The sequence below is a fragment of the Shewanella sp. SW24 genome, from assembly GCF_025653395.1.
GTDB lineage: Bacteria > Pseudomonadota > Gammaproteobacteria > Enterobacterales > Shewanellaceae > Shewanella > Shewanella oncorhynchi.
Genome location: NZ_JAKKSH010000002.1, coordinates 469,070 through 485,557 on the forward strand (window position 1 = coordinate 469,070; position 16,488 = coordinate 485,557).

Consider the following 16,488-nt stretch of genomic DNA (forward strand, 5'->3'; position numbering starts at 1 on the left):
GCACTTTAGGCAAGGCGGTTATTTGCAGACCTAGCGAGCTAAGTTAAAAATAACCAACGCAGCATAAAGTGCGTTAAAACCCGCCGGAACGGAGCGCCTAGGGCACTTCACTTCCGTGTTGCATCAATTCAAAAGGTGGCCGACATTCTGTCATTGATGCGCCTTGAATTGAAGCACCCTAGGCGCTCTGAAACTCGTATCTTCAGGTTGCTTGGGTATAGCGTAAGTCACGGTAGAGCTGAGCGTGCTGGCTACGGTGACGACTAAATAAGAATTGACGTAACGCTTCACGCTCTTCGGTTTCGGCCTGAAACTTAACGAAGGCCAGACCTTTCTCGCTACGAATAGGCTCGATATCGACGCGCATAGTCTCGCCATTGGGCAATTGTAATTGCAAGTCTTTACTGCCTAACAATTGTTTAAATTGCTGCTGTGATTTAGCACGAATGGCCATGCCAGAACTAGATAGCGAGGCAACAGACCATTGCTCACCTTGATCGTGGTCGAATATCCACACATCATCGGCTTGAGTTAACCGCCAACTGCGCTCCACTCCCGAGGCATCTAGCACTTCAGGTACACCTAAAGTGGGTTGAAACTGTCCAAAGTCATCCACTTTCATCAGTAGCGGAAACCAGAGTTTATAGGGTCCGACTTCGGCCAATAAAGTGAGTTTTGCCTTGCCGAGAATCGAGGCGATAACTTGCGGCACTTCAGTTGTGACTGTGAGCACATGATTGACCAGGGGATCGTTAGTCAAGGCAGTGCCCACACGAGTCGGCGAAAAAAGTTCGCTAAAACAAGCAAGCTCCTCCGCGGATAATCGAGGTTCATCCATCATGATAAGTCCTCCCGAGTTAAATTCCTTACCCCAAAAAGTACCACCAAAGTATGGGATTGTACATTTTTACACCAAAACAGTGGCAAAAAACGGAATATAGGCTAGCAAGGCTAAATTCAAGACTCTATTAGCCATTTGCGCTATTTAACTTGGAAAATGCAGTGAATTGTTATTCCTCGCTTTTTAAACTGCTGGAAGGCGGAGCAAACAAGATACGCAGTCGTTGTTTAACACTCAATCCTGTCGCTGTGACCTCTGCAAACATGTCTCGCCATTCACTAAAAGTCACTTTAAAGGGATTAAAACTATTCACTGGCTTAGTGATGCCGTAAATCACAGTATCTACCTCGGGCTCAAAGGTACCAAACAGCTTGTCCCAAATAATCAGCACACCCGCATAGTTCTTATCTATATATTGGGGATTACGACCGTGGTGCACCCTGTGATGTGATGGAGTATTGAAGACCCATTCCAGCGGTCCGAGTGATTTAATCGCTTGGGTATGCACAAAAAATTGCAATCCCAGATTGAGTAATACCACAAACACCACCCAGTTTGGATCGAAACCTATGACCACCAGCGGTAACCAAAATACCCACATGCCTGCAAAGGGATACATTAAACTCTGACGAAACGCAGTGCTAAAATTCATATTCTCAGAGCTATGGTGCACCACGTGAGCCGCCCACATCCAGCGGACTCTGTGGCTCGCCCTGTGGAACCAGTAATAACAAAAGTCCTGCGCAACCATCAAGGCAATAAAGCTCAATGGGCCCATTTCAATATCGAATAACTTCCAACCAAACATCGCCAAATATAGCTTAGCGATCAGCAAACCAGTGAGCAGATCGGCACCTTGGTGCATGGCCGCGAGGCTGAAATTACACAGCACTTCTTGGCCGCGATAACGTGCACTTAACGGTAGCTTTTGTCTTTTATCGCCAAAGTACCATTCCAGCAAAATACACACGAAAAACAAAGGTGCAAGCACCAGCAGTAACAATTCTGGGTGCTGGATCAGCGAGGCGATATCCATATAAGATCATCCTGTTCTATTTTTATTTTATGATTATTTTTATTGTTACTTTTATAAAAACTCTAACTGCATTCTATAAACCGCATTCAACGCCACAACGCAGGCAGCTGCGATCCGTTAGTCATCGTTAGCTACCAGCGGGCATAATGATCTTCGGCGAGCCCCAGAACATTATTTAACTGGTAACTGTGTCCTTGATTATCGGTAATCGTGCCGCTGAAATGACCGATGAATTGGCGGAAATTACTCTTAAGCAAGAGCAAATTACGCTTTTCACTGCGACAATTGCGCGCCGCAAACTGCAAATCCACTTGGCCATTTTGACTGTAGACTCGCCAAACCTCGGCGCCGAGCGTGGCATGGCGATCAAACTCAAATTGCACTGGCCCGAGTAAATGACGCTCGCCATTAATCCAAAAGACATTTTCAGTAGCCCCAGTTTCATTAACACCCGCCGCTAAATTAAGCCCCATAATGCCCTCATGGATCCGCGCGTTAATTGACGCCCAGCGCCAACTGGTATCACGGCGCATGTAACCCGCTGAAAAGTCATAGCCTGCTAAAGCTTGATTCAGCGGCTGCGGCTCATGACCCACAGTCAAACTACCTTTAACGGTCAAACCATTATGCTTTTGTGTGTAAGTCCAGCCGTTGTATCCAGTAGGACTACACATAGCCATAGGCAAACTTAAGGGGGCTGAGTGTAAAGTCACATCGGCTTGAATATTTTTAGTATCAATCACTAACCGCCAACCGCCCTCTACAATCTCAAAGCTTAACTGCGCCCCTTTACGGCCAATACTACTTCGGCCCTCGGCTGGCGATGGTGTCATTTGATAGCCAAACCTCAAAGGTTTTAGCCAATCAAGCTGGGTGAGTGTGTTGGTTTTTATGTCGTATAAATAACAAAAAGCACTGCCGACGTAGGCAATATCGGCAAGCGCGATGCCTAGGACATAACGCGGCGTGACCAAAGAGACAAACTGAAATTGTTTATAATCGAAATGCTTAGCCCACGCTGAAGCAGGTTTATCCATGGTATCAAAATAGGCAAAGTCCGCTAAACCTAAGGTTTTGACTATGCCATCGAAATGACCGAAATGGGGTAACCCCTTCTGATTGATCAGGTTATCTGGGGCGATTTGCGTTGCTATCGTTAACATGACTAAGCCTTACAAAAAAGACGCGGGAGCATCTATGCTCTCTCATTCTAAACATCGAATTTTTACTCTAACCTGTCCCCCATTGCATTAAAAGAGTGCAAGGACAAAATGTTGTCATTTTGTTGCCAGTCAGTATTCGGTTTAATGTTTTAAATTCCTTGTTTGTAAAACGATTAAAGCGCCTAAAGGCGCTTTAATCGTTGGATAAGGAAAGATTAGAATCGGTAACTAATACCAAAGTTGATCCCCTGTAATTCAAGCTCTTTCATCGGGATATATTGGTATTCCAAATTCAAACCGAATCCTGACTTAAATCGATATTGCCAGCCTGCAGCGCCATAAAAACCTACATCATCCGAGTCCATATCTTGTTTATCTATCTCATAGCTGACTTGAGTGTAAGCTGCGCCTAATTTGGCATACAAGCTGTTACCACGAGACAAAGCATATTCAGCGTAAGCGGCGGTTCTAACACCTTGGTAACGTAAATCTTTTATCTCACTGATGACGCTAACAAGCGCACTCGCCACCCCACCTGAACCCGCTAAATAACCCGCCTCAAACCCAAAATGCTCGTTGAGCATATAGCGGTAATATAAGTCGCTGGTTAAGGTGTCACCCGCATCATATTTACCGTTCTTAGTTTCAAATTCTTGGGTACCGTAACCTAAACTACCACCCAGTATATGGGCAGAATCGCCCGCGAGCACATTGGAGCTCATCATGCCTGACGCCAGCATCAGGCCAACAAATAACGAAGTGAATGATATTTTTTCCATATTTAACCTGCCTTCCATGCCTTGTAACTATGCGAATAAATGATGTGAATGCACAGAAAACACGGATGTGAATAATGAGCACAAGATATTAGCAATAAAAGCTGTACCTCAACTGAATCACGGTGTTCTGTGGCATCAAAAGTGATTTCTGGTATGCTGTAGCCACTTTTACTTGTACGAGAGATCCCATGAAACGGCTATTACTGACCTTGACTTTCCCCCTGCTGTTCGCGGGCTGTGCCAGCCAAAATCCGACTCATATGGCTTTCAGCCCTCAAGTGCCCAATATCAGCCAACAAACGGCGCAACTTGTACCTATCGCTCTTGAAACGGTAGATACACGCACAGTCGATTATGTTGCTCGTTTTATTGAAGAAGGGACAAAAACACGTTTAGTTGGCCCGAGCGAACCGCCTAAACTGTTACTCGATGAAGTATTCCGCGCAGGTTTTGCTCAAGCGGGCTACCAAATCGACCCAAGCGCAACTAATTCAGTGCAAATTCAATTAGAAGAATTGCAAATGGATATCACTAAAAAGACCTTTGGCTATGAGGCAAAACACAGTGTGTTAATCGCAGTTCAAGCCAAAAATTCCACCCAAGAGCTGGTAAAACGCTATAAAGCCAAAGGCACTTTAAAAGGTCCTTTAACGCCCGATTTTGCAACCTTAGAACTGGATATGAACAAATTGCTCGGCCAACTTACCGGCGAGATTCTAAACGATCCTGAGCTTAATCAGTTTCTACAAAAATAACAGCGTCAGTTTATTATAAGGAAATCAATATGCTCCGTTGGATATCAGCCCTCTTACTCATCTTTATGAGTCATCATAGCCTCGCACTCGACATTCAGGCCGATACCTTGTATCCCAGAGTCGAATTTGATACTAGCTTAGGCAAAATAGTGGTCGAGCTAGATAGAACTCGTGCACCAATCACTGTCGATAACTTTTTAACTCATGTCGTTAAAGGCGAATACGACAACACAATATTTCACCGCGTGATCAGTGACTTTGTGGTGCAAGGCGGCGGACTCACCCCCAAGTATGAAGAGCTCCCCGAGGGTAAGCCGATAGTCAACGAATCAGGAAATGGCCTAACAAATAGCATGGGCACTATCGCCATGGCACGTGAAAACGAGCCGCACTCAGCCACTCGTCAGTTCTACTTTAACGTAGCCGACAACACTAAACTCGATCCCTCTAAACGTCGTTGGGGTTATGCCGTATTTGGTGAAGTGATTGAAGGTAAAACCGTCCTCGAAGCTATGGCTGTCGTTGAGACAGGAACTAACACTAAGCTCAATTGGCCCGATGTTCCTGTTACCCCTATCATATTGAAAAAAGCCAAATTATTACCAAAACAGTAATCAAAATATAATTTCGAGCAAAAGCGCTAATTTTGCATCTATACTGTGATAGTAAACAAAAAGGAGGCAAACGATGACGGCAACTGAGTTCATCGATAATAAAGCGCCCCAACTCGCCTTCTATGGAAAAGCGTTTTTGAGTGAAGAACTCGACTTCCATGAAGTGCAACTTTACTTATGGGACACGTTAGAAGAATGGCAGCAACTGAATTCGACTGGCGAAGCGCAAACTGAAACTGAAAAAGTGTTTTGGCACTTGCTCCACAGCTTTAACAGGTGGCCTGACTGTGTGATCCGCGGTAATCAATATCTGCGTAAGCAAGTAAATGATTGCTGTGACTACCTGAGTTTAGGAGGCCGAGTGCCGCAGGGATGCATCGGGATAAGACCTTAAGTTCAGCATTCCTATCGAAATAAAAATGGCCCTGTAATAGGGCCTTTTTTATTTCGTAAACCAATTCCTCGTGTGTACATTATTACGCTCTCCTTACTATCAAGATCTATGCTAGCGATAAAGATAAGCGGTAAACTTTTAGCTACAAGCAGTTAACTCTCGAGCCATATTCAACCATCTTATAGTGCTAAACGGGACTCCAAAGTAAAAGGAATACCATTAGCCCTTGAACCCTATGGCACCTTACCCGTAAGCTAAGCGGATTAAACACTTAGACTCATGCCTATGTCCGCAACAGGTTTTATTCAACGTTCACTCGATGCCCTCAGTGTCTATTATCACAAGCGGGTTTTGATCCTGTTATTACTGGGTTTTTCTGCTGGTCTACCATTAATGCTGGTATTTTCAACGTTATCCTTTTGGTTGCGTGAAGCTGGTGTTGATCGCACTTCAATCGGTTATTTCAGCTGGATAGCCTTAGCCTATGCGTTTAAATGGGCTTGGTCACCCTTAGTCGATCGGCTTTCATTGCCGCTGCTAACTCGATTTCTAGGCCGCCGCCGTAGCTGGATGCTGTTCGCTCAGTTGTTATTGGTTGGTGCCATCTTAGGCATGTCTTTTAGTGACCCTCTCAAAGATCTCGAGCGCTTGGCACTGTTCGCATTAATGGTCGCCTTTGCCTCAGCCACTCAAGATATTGTTATTGATGCCTTTCGGATTGAATCAGCCCCAGAAAAGATGCAAGCCGCACTAGCAGCGGCCTATCAAGTGGGTTATCGCAGCGCCATGATTATCGCCACCGCAGGTGCTCTCACGATAGCGGCTTGGGTTGAACCCGGTAACACGGCATACAACTTAGTGGCATGGCAAACTTCTTACCTGATTATGGCAGGATTGATGTCTGTTGGGATTTTGACCACGCTTTTTAGCCGCGAACCCGAAGTCGATACCCGCGCCGCCGATGCCACTGAATTAGTGCTAAAACAACGCTTAAGTGCACGTTATCCTAGAATTATCGCAGCGGGCATATCTTGGGTATATACGGCCAGTATTTTACCCTTTATCGACTTTTTCAAACGCTATGGCCGCAGCGCTATCCTTATCTTATTACTGATTTCTTGCTACCGGATCTCGGATATTGTGATGGGGATTATGGCGAACGTCTTTTATGTGGACATGGGATTCACTAAGGAAGAAATTGCCTATTTGAGTAAAATCTATGGCCTGATCATGACCTTAGTCGGCGCAGCCTTCGGCGGTGTTTTGTTAGCCCGCTTCGGAACTATGAAAATCCTTTTCCTCGGTGCCTTACTGGTTGCCGTAACCAATCTGCTATTCGCATGGCAGGCAGTGATTGGCTACAACGTGCCCTTTTTAACCTTTGCTATTTCCGTGGATAACTTCAGCGCTGGGATAGCCACGGCGGCATTTATAGCCTATCTCTCGAGTCTCACTAGCAACGGCTACAGTGCAACGCAATATGCCTTACTGTCTTCGATTATGTTGCTTTTCCCTAAATTTATCGCGGGCTTCTCGGGCGCTTATGTCGACGCATTTGGTTATGTGAACTTCTTTGTCGCCGCCAGTGTTATTGGCTTTCCGGTGTTGTTTTTGGTTGTCTTAGTCAACAAGTATGCGCCGCATCCAAGCACATCATTAATGGATGATTCATCAAAAAGTGCACCAACAAAATCGGATTAAGGTCTCATAGCACTTATGTCATCAATATAAAAAAGCCCTCACACCTTAGTGTGAGGGCTTTTACATTTAAAGACGAAATGGCAAACGCGATACTGCATCACGTTAAACCAATTCTGCTCGATTAATCTTTAAAGTTATCAAATTGGAAAGGCTGGCCTAACTCAGACTCACGTGCCAACGCCATGACAGCTTGTAAATCGTCACGTTTTTTACCTGTAACTCGTACTTTCTCGCCCTGAATAGACGCTTGCACTTTAAGTTTGCTGTCTTTAATTAGCTTGACCAGTTTTTTAGCAATTAAGGTTTCTATACCTTCTTTAAACTTCACTTTTAGGGAGAAGGTTTTACCGCTGTGGATGGCTTTCTCATCGACTTCCATCGAAGACGGATCCACATTACGTTTGCTCAGTTGCATACGTAAAATGTCCACTAATTGTTGGCATTGGAAGTCATCTTCAGCGGTTAACGTGACCACATGGTCCTTATATTCCACGTCAGCCGTTTTACCTCGAAAATCGAAACGTGTCGCCAGCTCACGCTTAGTATTATCAACCGCATTACGCAGTTCAACTTCATTCACTTCTGACACAATATCCATTGAAGGCATAGTTTTTATGTCCCATATCAAATTAATATGCAGCTAGTTTACCCACACACTGGCCTAAGTTGAAGGTAAAGCCTAGAATAAAAGCGTAATCATGGGTGACTTTAGCCACACATTTTCCTATCATTGCCCCACTCTAAGCTAATACAAACATATTTGTGATAACTAAAAACACCCTATTTAAGCTGGCTTTAGCCGTAGCCTTTGTCGTGATCAGTTATCTGGTATTTTCCAGACCAACCTATTCGCAAAGTATTCCGAATATCGACAAGGTCGGCCATCTTGGGAGCTTTTTTTGCCTCTCCTATCTCACCTATCTTGCTTTCAAACCTAAGTGGTATTGGTTATCTCTCACACTGGCAAGCTACGCCATTTTAATTGAGTTAGTGCAATCACGTTTGCCCTACCGTAGCGCTTCTGTGGGTGACGTTATTGCCGACTTTTCGGGTATTGCACTGTTTTACTTTTGCAATTGGGCCTATGGTAAATACTTCCGCGCAGCGCAATTGCGAGAAGATTAACTCAGGCGCTTCAAACTGGTACTGATGACCGATACCTTAAGGCTACACATATGACTCATGCTGTGAACATAAATCGCGTGGTGGATATTGCGATTTTAGGTGCTGGTGCCGTTGGGCAGCTTATTTGCCACCAACTGACTACAGCGGGCATGGGTGTTGGTCTTATCGGCCGCGATTCAATTGCATCTATACAGCAGACACTTAGCGTCACTCCATTAGCGCCGGCCAATGATAATCAACAGAAAACACACGCACTCCAGTATTCTGTGCCTATCTTAGCGGCCAATGCGCTCGATAATATCCGCCTCGTGATTGTCTGCGTCAAAGCCTATCAAGTGCTCGATGCACTTTTGCCCTTACTTAACCAACTGCCCAGACAATGCCACATTTTGTTGTTACACAATGGAATGGGACCTCATTTAGCCCTAGCGCCGCTAATTGATGCGCAAGCTGATGGCAGAGGGCTAAGCCTAGGGACAACTTCCCAAGGGGTGTTACGTCAAGCCAGTTGGCAAATTAGGCAAACTGGACAAGGGCTAACTCAATTTGGGCATTTTGCAGGTACAGAGCTCACTGAGCATTATCGCAATGCTTTACTGACGGCTATCCCCAACAGTGAATGGGTGGATGCCATTGTGCCTTGTCTATGGCAGAAACTCGCCGTTAATGCCGCAATTAATCCGCTTACAGCACTATATCAATGTCCTAATGGCACACTCGCCGAGCCAGATTTTAGTGACATGATTAAAGGCATTCTCGACGAGTTAGTCACGGTTGCCACACTCGAGGGCGTGCCTCTAGATAAACAATTGTTACACGACAGGGTCTATCAGGTGATCCGCCTCACTGCGGGGAATTTCTCATCGATGCACCAAGATATTGCACACCAAAGACGAACTGAGATAGACCAAATTAATGGTTATATCTGTGAGCGTGCACGAGCGCACGGTTTAAGTGCGCCAGTTAATGCTGACCTCTGGGCGCGCGTCAAACAGCTAGAAGCTTAAGCAAGAAAACTCACATAACAAAACTAAATATAACATCATGTTTAATCTATATAATTTTTAATTCTTTGCTAAATCCCCACTTTTTATTTACCGCATTAAAACGCAAATTACACTAGCGCCATACTCACTCGGCGTTTGCTGCACTCATGCTAGTCAAGCAAATTTACCTTGCACCAAAAATACGCACCAAATCAGGGCAGATTAACTTTGCTTTGCACCGTTTTGCATCAAAATTTTAAGCTATTTCGGTGCATTTTAATGTTAACGCAATGATAATAAATGCTTTATCTATATGGCCTAATTCCTGCTTTATTCCAATAAATTGAGTCTACAGCTTGTTGGAGAGAAAATTGAAACTGGTCACCGCTATCATTAAACCGTTCAAATTAGACGATGTACGTGAAGCCTTAACTCAGCTCAGCGTCCATGGCATGACTGTCACTGAAGTGCGCGGTTTTGGCCGCCAAAAGGGCCATACGGAATTGTATCGTGGTGCTGAATATGCAGTGGACTTTTTACCTAAGATTAAACTCGAAGTTGCCATTCATTCCGATCAAGAAGATGCTGTTATTGATGCCATTATTGCTGCAGCCCATACGGGCAAAGTGGGTGATGGCAAAATCTTTGTGACTTCGTTAGAACAAGTGGTGCGCATTCGCACTTCGGAAGAAGGAGTTGATGCCCTATGATGCTAGTGAGCTTCAGACTCAGTATTAAATACCTATTGATGTTATTCAGTATATTGGCGACGAATGCCGTCGCCGATGATGGTCAATTTAGCGCTGCAAATACAGCGTGGATCTTAAGCTCATCCGCATTAGTGTTGTTGATGACCTTGCCAGGATTAGCCTTGTTTTACGGCGGTTTAGTTCGCAGTAAAAACGTGCTTTCAATATTGATGCAATGCTTCTCTATTGCCGCCCTTGTTTCAGTTTTATGGTTCGGGCTAGGTTATTCACTCGCATTCGACACAGGTAACAGTTTCATCGGTGGCTTAGACAAAGCACTACTGTCAGGTATTGGTCGCGATAGTCTTAGCGGGGATATTCCCGAGCCGCTGTTTATGCTATTTCAAATGACCTTTGCCATCATAACGCCAGCTTTAATCATCGGTGGTTTTGCCGAGCGAATGAAGTTTTCAGCTGTGCTTATCTTTTCAGGTGCTTGGTTATTACTGGTTTATGCGCCGATCACCCACTGGGTTTGGGGTGGTGGCTGGTTAGCACAGCTAGGACTGTATGATTTCGCGGGCGGAACCGTGGTGCATATCACCGCAGGGGTTGCTGCGCTCGTGGCCGCTAAAGTGCTAGGTCCACGCAAAGGATTTCTAAACTCGGCCATTATGCCGCACAACCTGACGATGACTGTCACAGGTGCGGGCATGCTGTGGGTGGGTTGGTTCGGTTTTAACGGCGGCAGTGCGCTCGGTGCCAATGGCACCGCAGCCATGGCGATTCTAGCCACTCATCTCGCCGCTTCTATGGGCGCGATGACATGGGCGGCAATTGAGTGGATTAAGTTTGGTAAACCCAGCGCCCTTGGCATAGTCACAGGCATGGTAGCGGGCTTAGGCACTATCACTCCCGCCTCTGGTTATGTTGGCCCAGCAGGCGCCTTAGTCATAGGTTTACTCGGTGGAATCGTGTGTTTTTACTCAACGGTTTATATCAAACAGAAACTTAAAATCGATGACTCCTTAGACGTTTTCCCCGTGCACGGTGTCGGCGGTATTCTTGGTACCCTTTTGGCGGGTGTATTTAGCTCGACCCAATTAGGCGTCTTTAGCGGCTACGGTTTTGCGGCCGTGAACGACACTATGATAGACCAACTTGGGGTACAGATTATCGGGGTTGCGGCGACATTCACTTATACTGCGGTGGTCACTTGGTTGCTGTTTGTGATCATCCGTAAGCTACTTGGCGGCCTTCGCGTCAGCACAGAGCAAGAAGTTAACGGCTTAGATTTATCGGAACACGAAGAAACGGGTTATAGCCTTTAATCAGAACCTCGAACCTTTAGTTAAGACAGTTGAATAGCCATAAGGGTACCAAGGCGCCCTTATGGCAGACTTACATCATGATGCTACTTTTTGAAATGTTCGACTAACCATAACTTTAAATCCGCCAGCTTCATGGGCTTAGCAAAGAGATAACCTTGTAAAAAATGGACTTGGCGACTGGTCAAATAATCTGCCTGCTCCTGGGTTTCAACCCCTTCAGCCACCACCACATAATTCATCTTATGGGAGAGCTCAATAATGGTATCGAGTACGTGGGAAGTCACGGAGTCCTGCCCTATGGTATCGATGAAGCATTTATCGATTTTCAAGTAATCCAATGGCATGGTTTGTAACAAAGATAAGGTTGTTTGCCCAGTACCAAAGTCATCGATAGCCACTAAAATCCCCAACTGGCGTAAGCTTTCAATGCGCTGGCAAATATCCGGCGTTAATAATTGCCGTTCGGTGATTTCGATTAAAGGCTTAACGCCAATACGATCCAAAGAATCCCGCAGATGAATAAATTTCGACTCGATATCATCTTGGGTAAAATGCTCTGGCGCCACGTTGAATGCGACTCTAAAGCCCGATTCAACCTTCATATTAGCAAAATCTTTTAATGCCTTTTCGAAGATATAATTGGTCAATGGAACAATCAACTTGCTCTCTTCGGCGATAGGAATAAACAAATCAGGCCGTACTAAGCCCATTTGTGGGTGCTGCCAACGCACTAATGCCTCGACTCCTTTGGCCTTGCCGTCCTCAGCGCAGATCACAGGTTGATAAACCAAAAAGAACTCTTCGTTCTCTATCCCGCTACGAATATCATCAGCAAGGGAGTGACGAGATAACCGTGAATAGAGCACAAACAAGATAGAACCCGTAATCAAAATAATGCTAAAGGGTAATGAGATGGCAAAAAATATCCAAAAAAAATGCCTAAAAAAAGCAGGTGACATTTCTAGTAACACTGAAAAATTGTGCTCATCAGAATCTAAAGTCATTACCTCATTTTTGATAAATCCGAGTGATTCAGGAATCGTTTTACCATTGATGGATAAAGCGACATTGATAACTGCGCTGGGAAACACATCGGGCTGTACAAAGGAATCTACTAAATATTTCCCTTCAATAATCACAGCGGCGCCGTGTTTAGATTTAGGGTCCCATTTAGATGACACTATCGCCGGCACCTCAGGCATAAAAGGCGTGCCCGTAATAATAAACTGGTTAGATATTTCAAGATTTTCGGTAGCACTAACAATGCTCAGGGGAGTATCAATATCACCGGTTTTAGATGAGCAATAAACATGTTGTGAATCATATATTAAAGCCGAGCGAAAGTAGGGTTGGAACAACATATAGTTGTATAACTCTTGACACTCAGAATCCTTCAATGCCAATGCATAATGGCTGATTTCATTAGCATGGGACACCAAAGTATCAATATGACTCACATAAATAGCCCCAACACCTTTGACTTTATCTTCAACAAAATACTGTGCAGAGAGATAACTTGCGACAGCAGCAATTCCAATTGGAAACAATATGACTGCCAGCCATTGCCATAATGACAGATTTAATTTTGCTAATTTTTTTCGCATATATCCTTAACTCGCACAGCGCTCGGTTAAAAATGGTATCAAAATCTATGGAGCAAGACGTGTGTATATTTGTATCTCAGCGAATGTTTGCTTGATATAAACACACTGAATCGAGTTCTATTTTAGTCTAAAAAACCATCACACCTTCTATTAATTTAGTCTATTCCCACATCACCAAAATAGCGGCGATAGCGATCAAGACTAACCCTAGCATATCTTTTATCTTTACTTTTTCCTTCAGCCAAAAGGTGGCAATCAAGATCATAAAGAAAACTTCAACTTGACCTAAAGTTTTAACATAGGGCACAGCCTGCAACGACATAGCACTAAACCAACCGATAGAACCTAAACAACTGGCGATGCTTGTCAGTAAAGTCAACTTAGGTCGTTGCCATAATGCTATCAGCGTAAATTTATCCTTAAGCAACAAATAACTGACTAACAGCAAAGTTTGTAGGCCTATCACAAATAGCAACACCCAAGCTGCGCTATGGGGGAAACCCACATTCAAACATAAACTCGCTTCTCGTACCCAAAGCGATGTCAGCGCAAACGAAGTACCGCAAGCCAAACCAATCAATACCGTATTGAGCGACAAGCTTCGCAGGCCTTGCTTGGCACTCATGAGAAAAATTGCCACACCACCCAACAACACTCCCGACCAACCTAAAAGGGATAAATGCGTCCCAAAAAACACTGTGCCTAAGATCGCAGCGACCACGGCTTCACTCTTGGCTAGCCCAGCACCAACGGCAAAGTTCTGTTGCTTGAACAATTTCACCATCAAGCCCGTCGCGAGGATTTGCATCGCCGATGCTCCGAGAATAAAACCGATAAAACGGTCGCTAAAATCGGGGATTCCGACATCCTGCCAAAGATATAAGCTCGCCAGATACACTGCGGCAATCGGCCCAGCCCAAATAAAACGCGCTAAGGTCACGCCCGCAACACTCACTTCTTTACTCAGCTGGCTTTGAAACGCATTACGCCAAGCCTGCATAAATGCCGCCAGCAAAGTGAGTAAGATCCACATAAAGGTATTCCGTAAAGAATCTGGTCGGCTATAAAAACAAGATTGTTAGGCAAAGCCCATCATAAAACATTAATGTTTCAGATAGCTACGGGGCTATACCAATCACATTCCTCGACTGAAAAACAAAAGCCCCGAACGAGTCGAGGCTTTGGGATTAAGTCACTAATTCATTAAGTCTTAGCTTGCGATTACTTACTGGTATCGATTGGCTCGAAGGATTTAACCAAATCGTCGATCGCTTTCATTTGCTTCAGATAATTTTCTAACTGATGCAAAGGCAGCGCACATGGGCCATCACACTTAGCGTTATCAGGATCGGGGTGCGCCTCAATGAATAGACCCGCTAAACCCAGCGCCATACCACTGCGCGCTAATTCGGTTGCCTGTGCGCGACGTCCACCCGCTGAATCGGCACGACCACCAGGGCGTTGCAGTGCATGGGTCGCATCGAAAATCACCGGATAGCCAGATTGCTTCATCTCGTCCATACCCAACATATCAACGACTAAGTTGTTATATCCAAAGCTTGAACCACGTTCACACAAGATGATCTCGTCATTACCCGCTTCGTTAAACTTAGTGATGATATGGCGCATTTCATGTGGTGCTAAAAACTGTGGCTTTTTCACATTGATGATAGCGCCAGTTTTTGCCATCGCGACAACCAAATCTGTCTGGCGTGCTAGAAATGCAGGTAACTGAATAATATCAACTACTTCTGCCACTGGCGCACACTGATGCACTTCATGCACGTCGGTGATCAAAGGTAAATTAAAGGTCTTTTTAATCTCTTCAAAAATCTTTAAGCCTTCCTCCATACCTGGACCGCGGTAAGAGTTAATCGAAGAACGATTCGCCTTATCAAAAGACGCCTTAAATATATAAGGGATCCCCAGCTTTTGAGTCACTTCGGCGTAGGTTTCAGCAATCGACATAGCGAGATCGCGAGACTCAAGCACGTTCATGCCACCAAACAACACGAAAGGTTTATCGTTGGCAATCTCGATTGAACCTAGGTTTATGATTTTATTACTCATCGCAACTTCTCTCTAAAATGCTGGAACCTTTCCCAGCGGTGAATAGGAGCTAAGGCGGTTATACCGCAACTAACTGTAAAATTTGACCACAAATCCATGCCATATAGGTTCCTAACGCATAACCTAATACGGCTAACAGTACGCCCACTGGTGCTAAAGCGGGGTGAAATGCCGCCGCAACTACAGGGGCTGACGCAGCGCCACCCACATTCGCTTGGCTGCCTACGGCCATATAAAATAACGGGGCTTTAATCAGCTTAGCCACCAATAACATAAAGCTTGCGTGAACTATCATCCACACAATACCAATTAAAAAGTACAATGGCGTATCGAGCACCTTACTCACATCCATATGTAGACCAATGGTCGCAACTAAGATGTAAAGGAAGGCTGAAGCCACTTTTGATGCCCCCGCCGCCTCTAAATGACGCACTGGGCTGAATGACATCGCCAAACCAATCGTTGTGACTATCACCACTAACCAGAAGAATTTAGAGGTTAAACTGTAATCTGCGGTCCAAGGATAGTTCACTTCAAAAAATGGCCCCAGAAAATCAGCGGCGATATGAGCAATACCTGTGATACCAAAGCCTACAGCGACAATCAGCATAAGATCGCGCAGATTAGGAATACGCGCATTTTCAGCATGATACTTTTCAACTTTATCTTTTAACGCTTCAATTGCAGAAGTATCCGCACCGGTTTTAGCATCGATCTCTTTCGCTTTTGAGGCTAGGAACAGCAGCACTGCCATCCAAATATTGGCGACTATCACATCGACTGTCACCATCACAGAGAAAATATTACCGCCCACATCATAAATTTCTTTCATTGCAGCTTGGTTTGCACCGCCACCAATCCAGCTCCCAGCTAAGGTCGTCATACCACGCCATACCGCATCGGGGCCATCGACCCCAATTAAAGAAGGTTCAATAACCGACACCAGCAACAAGGCGATAGGGCCGCCGATAACGATACCGACAGTGCCAGTTAAAAACATGATCAAAGCTTTCGGCCCTAAACTTAAAATAGCTTTTAAATCAACGCTTAAAATCAATAAGACTAAACAAGCTGGCAGCAAATAACGGGATGCCACAAAATACAGTTGTGAGGTATTACCATCGATTACCCCAAAGGTATTCAATAACGATGGCAAGAAATAGCACAATAAAAGGGCGGGAATAAAACGATAAAACTTCTGCCAAAAAGGATGACTACTGCTACTGGTATAAAATACAAAACCTAGAATTGTCGCGAGTATTCCTAACGCCGTGGCATCGTTCGTCACTAAAGCCGTGCTTGTCATGCTAATTTCTCCCTGTTGATACAGTTATTATTTTTATTAGAGACTTAACTTTTAAGTCCCTGGGTCAAACTTCCATCTGCCCAGTGTTATTATT

At 44.8% G+C, this 16,488-nt stretch carries 17 protein-coding genes; 8 read left to right on the forward strand and 9 right to left on the reverse strand.

Annotated features, from left to right (window positions below; genetic code table 11):
* Positions 1-202: 202 nt before the first annotated feature.
* From L5M17_RS03775 to L5M17_RS03790, 4 genes are all read right to left on the reverse strand, one after another.
* Positions 203-841 carry a hypothetical protein gene (locus L5M17_RS03775; RefSeq protein WP_063883553.1) on the reverse strand — a complete coding sequence of 213 codons (639 nt, stop codon included), beginning with the start codon at positions 839-841 and terminating at the stop codon, positions 203-205.
* Between the two features lie 169 nt (positions 842-1,010).
* On the reverse strand, positions 1,011-1,877 hold the full coding sequence (locus L5M17_RS03780) for a sterol desaturase family protein (RefSeq protein WP_263145315.1): 867 nt from the start codon (positions 1,875-1,877) through the stop codon (positions 1,011-1,013).
* Between the two features lie 131 nt (positions 1,878-2,008).
* Positions 2,009-3,040, reverse strand: coding sequence for a DUF2804 domain-containing protein (locus L5M17_RS03785; RefSeq protein ID WP_168824786.1), 1,032 nt, complete (start codon positions 3,038-3,040; stop codon positions 2,009-2,011).
* A 215-nt stretch (positions 3,041-3,255) separates the two neighbouring features.
* On the reverse strand, positions 3,256-3,780 hold the full coding sequence (locus tag L5M17_RS03790; RefSeq protein ID WP_411568932.1) for a porin family protein: 525 nt from the start codon (positions 3,778-3,780) through the stop codon (positions 3,256-3,258).
* A gap of 227 nt (positions 3,781-4,007) precedes the next feature.
* Between L5M17_RS03790 and L5M17_RS03795 the strand changes: the two genes are divergently transcribed.
* From L5M17_RS03795 to L5M17_RS03810, 4 genes are all read left to right on the forward strand, one after another.
* The gene (locus L5M17_RS03795; RefSeq protein WP_105250136.1) at positions 4,008-4,574 is read left to right on the forward strand and encodes a YajG family lipoprotein; all 567 of its coding nucleotides are present in this window, start codon (positions 4,008-4,010) and stop codon (positions 4,572-4,574) included.
* A 29-nt stretch (positions 4,575-4,603) separates the two neighbouring features.
* The gene (locus L5M17_RS03800) at positions 4,604-5,188 is read left to right on the forward strand and encodes a peptidylprolyl isomerase (RefSeq protein WP_028761870.1); all 585 of its coding nucleotides are present in this window, start codon (positions 4,604-4,606) and stop codon (positions 5,186-5,188) included.
* A 73-nt stretch (positions 5,189-5,261) separates the two neighbouring features.
* Positions 5,262-5,582, forward strand: a complete 321-nt coding sequence (locus L5M17_RS03805) for a hypothetical protein (RefSeq protein ID WP_028761869.1) — start codon at positions 5,262-5,264, stop codon at positions 5,580-5,582.
* 285 nt (positions 5,583-5,867) lie between these two features.
* The gene (locus tag L5M17_RS03810; RefSeq protein WP_263145319.1) at positions 5,868-7,283 is read left to right on the forward strand and encodes an AmpG family muropeptide MFS transporter; all 1,416 of its coding nucleotides are present in this window, start codon (positions 5,868-5,870) and stop codon (positions 7,281-7,283) included.
* A 121-nt stretch (positions 7,284-7,404) separates the two neighbouring features.
* Here the strand turns inward: L5M17_RS03810 and L5M17_RS03815 are convergent, their stop codons facing one another.
* Positions 7,405-7,890: a YajQ family cyclic di-GMP-binding protein gene (locus L5M17_RS03815; RefSeq protein WP_006080274.1), complete on the reverse strand. Its 486-nt coding sequence runs from the start codon at positions 7,888-7,890 to the stop codon at positions 7,405-7,407.
* Between the two features lie 155 nt (positions 7,891-8,045).
* Between L5M17_RS03815 and L5M17_RS03820 the strand changes: the two genes are divergently transcribed.
* From L5M17_RS03820 to L5M17_RS03835, 4 genes are all read left to right on the forward strand, one after another.
* Positions 8,046-8,408, forward strand: coding sequence for a VanZ family protein (locus L5M17_RS03820; protein ID WP_105250138.1), 363 nt, complete (start codon positions 8,046-8,048; stop codon positions 8,406-8,408).
* A gap of 50 nt (positions 8,409-8,458) precedes the next feature.
* Positions 8,459-9,415, forward strand: a complete 957-nt coding sequence (locus tag L5M17_RS03825; RefSeq protein ID WP_263145321.1) for a ketopantoate reductase family protein — start codon at positions 8,459-8,461, stop codon at positions 9,413-9,415.
* 350 nt (positions 9,416-9,765) lie between these two features.
* Positions 9,766-10,104, forward strand: a complete 339-nt coding sequence (locus tag L5M17_RS03830) for a P-II family nitrogen regulator (protein ID WP_105250140.1) — start codon at positions 9,766-9,768, stop codon at positions 10,102-10,104.
* Positions 10,101-11,414 carry an ammonium transporter gene (locus tag L5M17_RS03835; RefSeq protein ID WP_263145324.1) on the forward strand — a complete coding sequence of 438 codons (1,314 nt, stop codon included), beginning with the start codon at positions 10,101-10,103 and terminating at the stop codon, positions 11,412-11,414. The genes L5M17_RS03830 and L5M17_RS03835 overlap by 4 nt, the downstream gene beginning before the upstream one ends.
* An 83-nt stretch (positions 11,415-11,497) precedes the next feature.
* On the opposite strand, the gene L5M17_RS03840 is transcribed toward L5M17_RS03835, so the two are convergent.
* The 4 genes from L5M17_RS03840 to L5M17_RS03855 form a co-directional block, all read right to left on the reverse strand.
* Entirely contained in the window at positions 11,498-13,018 is a 1,521-nt protein-coding gene (locus L5M17_RS03840) for an EAL domain-containing protein (RefSeq protein WP_263145326.1), read from the reverse strand.
* 160 nt (positions 13,019-13,178) lie between these two features.
* The gene (locus L5M17_RS03845) at positions 13,179-14,051 is read right to left on the reverse strand and encodes a DMT family transporter (protein ID WP_263139577.1); all 873 of its coding nucleotides are present in this window, start codon (positions 14,049-14,051) and stop codon (positions 13,179-13,181) included.
* A 188-nt stretch (positions 14,052-14,239) separates the two neighbouring features.
* Positions 14,240-15,088: a 3-deoxy-8-phosphooctulonate synthase gene (gene kdsA, locus L5M17_RS03850; protein ID WP_105250144.1), complete on the reverse strand. Its 849-nt coding sequence runs from the start codon at positions 15,086-15,088 to the stop codon at positions 14,240-14,242.
* Between the two features lie 58 nt (positions 15,089-15,146).
* A complete protein-coding gene (locus L5M17_RS03855) occupies positions 15,147-16,394 on the reverse strand; it encodes a DUF819 domain-containing protein (RefSeq protein ID WP_105250145.1) in 1,248 nt (415 codons plus the stop codon).
* Between the last annotated feature and the right edge of the window lie 94 nt (positions 16,395-16,488).